The 1139-nt window shown below is 76.0% G+C and carries 1 protein-coding gene; it reads left to right on the top strand.

Annotated elements, in window-relative coordinates; genetic code table 11:
- Window positions 1-314: 314 nt before the first annotated feature.
- The coding region (locus tag FV222_RS26865) for a hypothetical protein (protein WP_210248518.1) at window positions 315-1139 on the top strand (825 nt) is incomplete at its 3' end.

Raw genomic sequence — 1139 nt, 5'->3', positions numbered from 1 at the left:
GAGGGCCGCCCGCGCGCGATCGAGGCCGCCCGCATCGAGGACCCCGCTCTCGGCGAGGCCTTCGACGAAGGCCCGCGCCGCATCGCCCCGGTCGCGCTCGGGGGCGCGCCGGTCCGGCCGCGCCCGCACGGGCCGGCTCTTCGATCCCCAGACGTCCAGCATCGCCACGGCACCCCGGCGTACCGGATCCCGCACCGCGGCAGGCAGGTCGCACCGCGGCAGGCAGGTCGGCATCGCGCTTAAGCGAATGGAAACACCGCAGGCTTAACATTTCTTGCAGCGGACGCTTCGTGCCGCGCAGCGGGACGAGCCGTTTGAACCTCTCAGGCGTCTTCCGGCCCGATCTGGGCCTGCGCGCGCGGCTCCGCGGCTCCGCCCTGCGCCCGAGCCTCGACGAGGCGTCGCGTCTGCTCGGTCTCACCGACCCGCGCCTCGACCGGGAACCCGGCCCCCTGACGATCGGCCTCGGCGTGCCGGGCACCACGGCGCTGACGGTGATCGACCAGCGCGGCGAGACGCCCCGGACCTATCACCTCGACGCCGAGGCGGAGGACCTCGCGGAGCGGCTTGCGGCGATCCGCGGCGGCCGGCCGGGCCTGAACGTCCGCATCCGGGTCGACCCCGCCTCCTGCTTCATCCGCACCCTGACCCTGCCGAGCGCGGCGCTGCCGCGGATGCGCGCCGTCCTCGCCCAGGAACTCGAGGCGGCGACGCCGTTCCGCAGCGAGGCCGTGCACGGCGACTGGTACGTGGAGGGCGAGGATGCGGAGACCGCCACGCTCCGCGTGCGCCACGTCGTCCTGAAGCGCGCCCGCCTCGCGCCGCTGCTCGGCACCCTCGACCGGGCCGGCCTGCAGCTCGATGCGATCGTCGTCGGGGCGGCCGAGGACCGCACCATGCCCCTCGACCTGCTCAGCGACGGGCACCGCGCCTTGCCCGGCTTCCTGCGCGGGGCCGGCGCCGGCAACCTCGCCCTGGTCGGCGGGGCGCTGTTGCTGATGGTCGTCGCCTTCCTGTCGCTCCGCGCGCAGCAGGAGGCGACGCTCGCCGGCCTCGACGAGGCGTTCCTGGCCGCCCGCCGCGCGGCCGGGCCGTCGGCGAAGCCGCTGGTCCAGGCGGGCACCGCCGCGATCCTGGCC

This window comes from Methylobacterium sp. WL103 (assembly GCF_008039885.1).
In the GTDB taxonomy this organism is placed as follows: domain Bacteria; phylum Pseudomonadota; class Alphaproteobacteria; order Rhizobiales; family Beijerinckiaceae; genus Methylobacterium; species Methylobacterium cerastii.
Note: the sequence above shows the minus strand (reverse complement) of the source record. Positions and strands in the feature narration are given on the sequence as shown.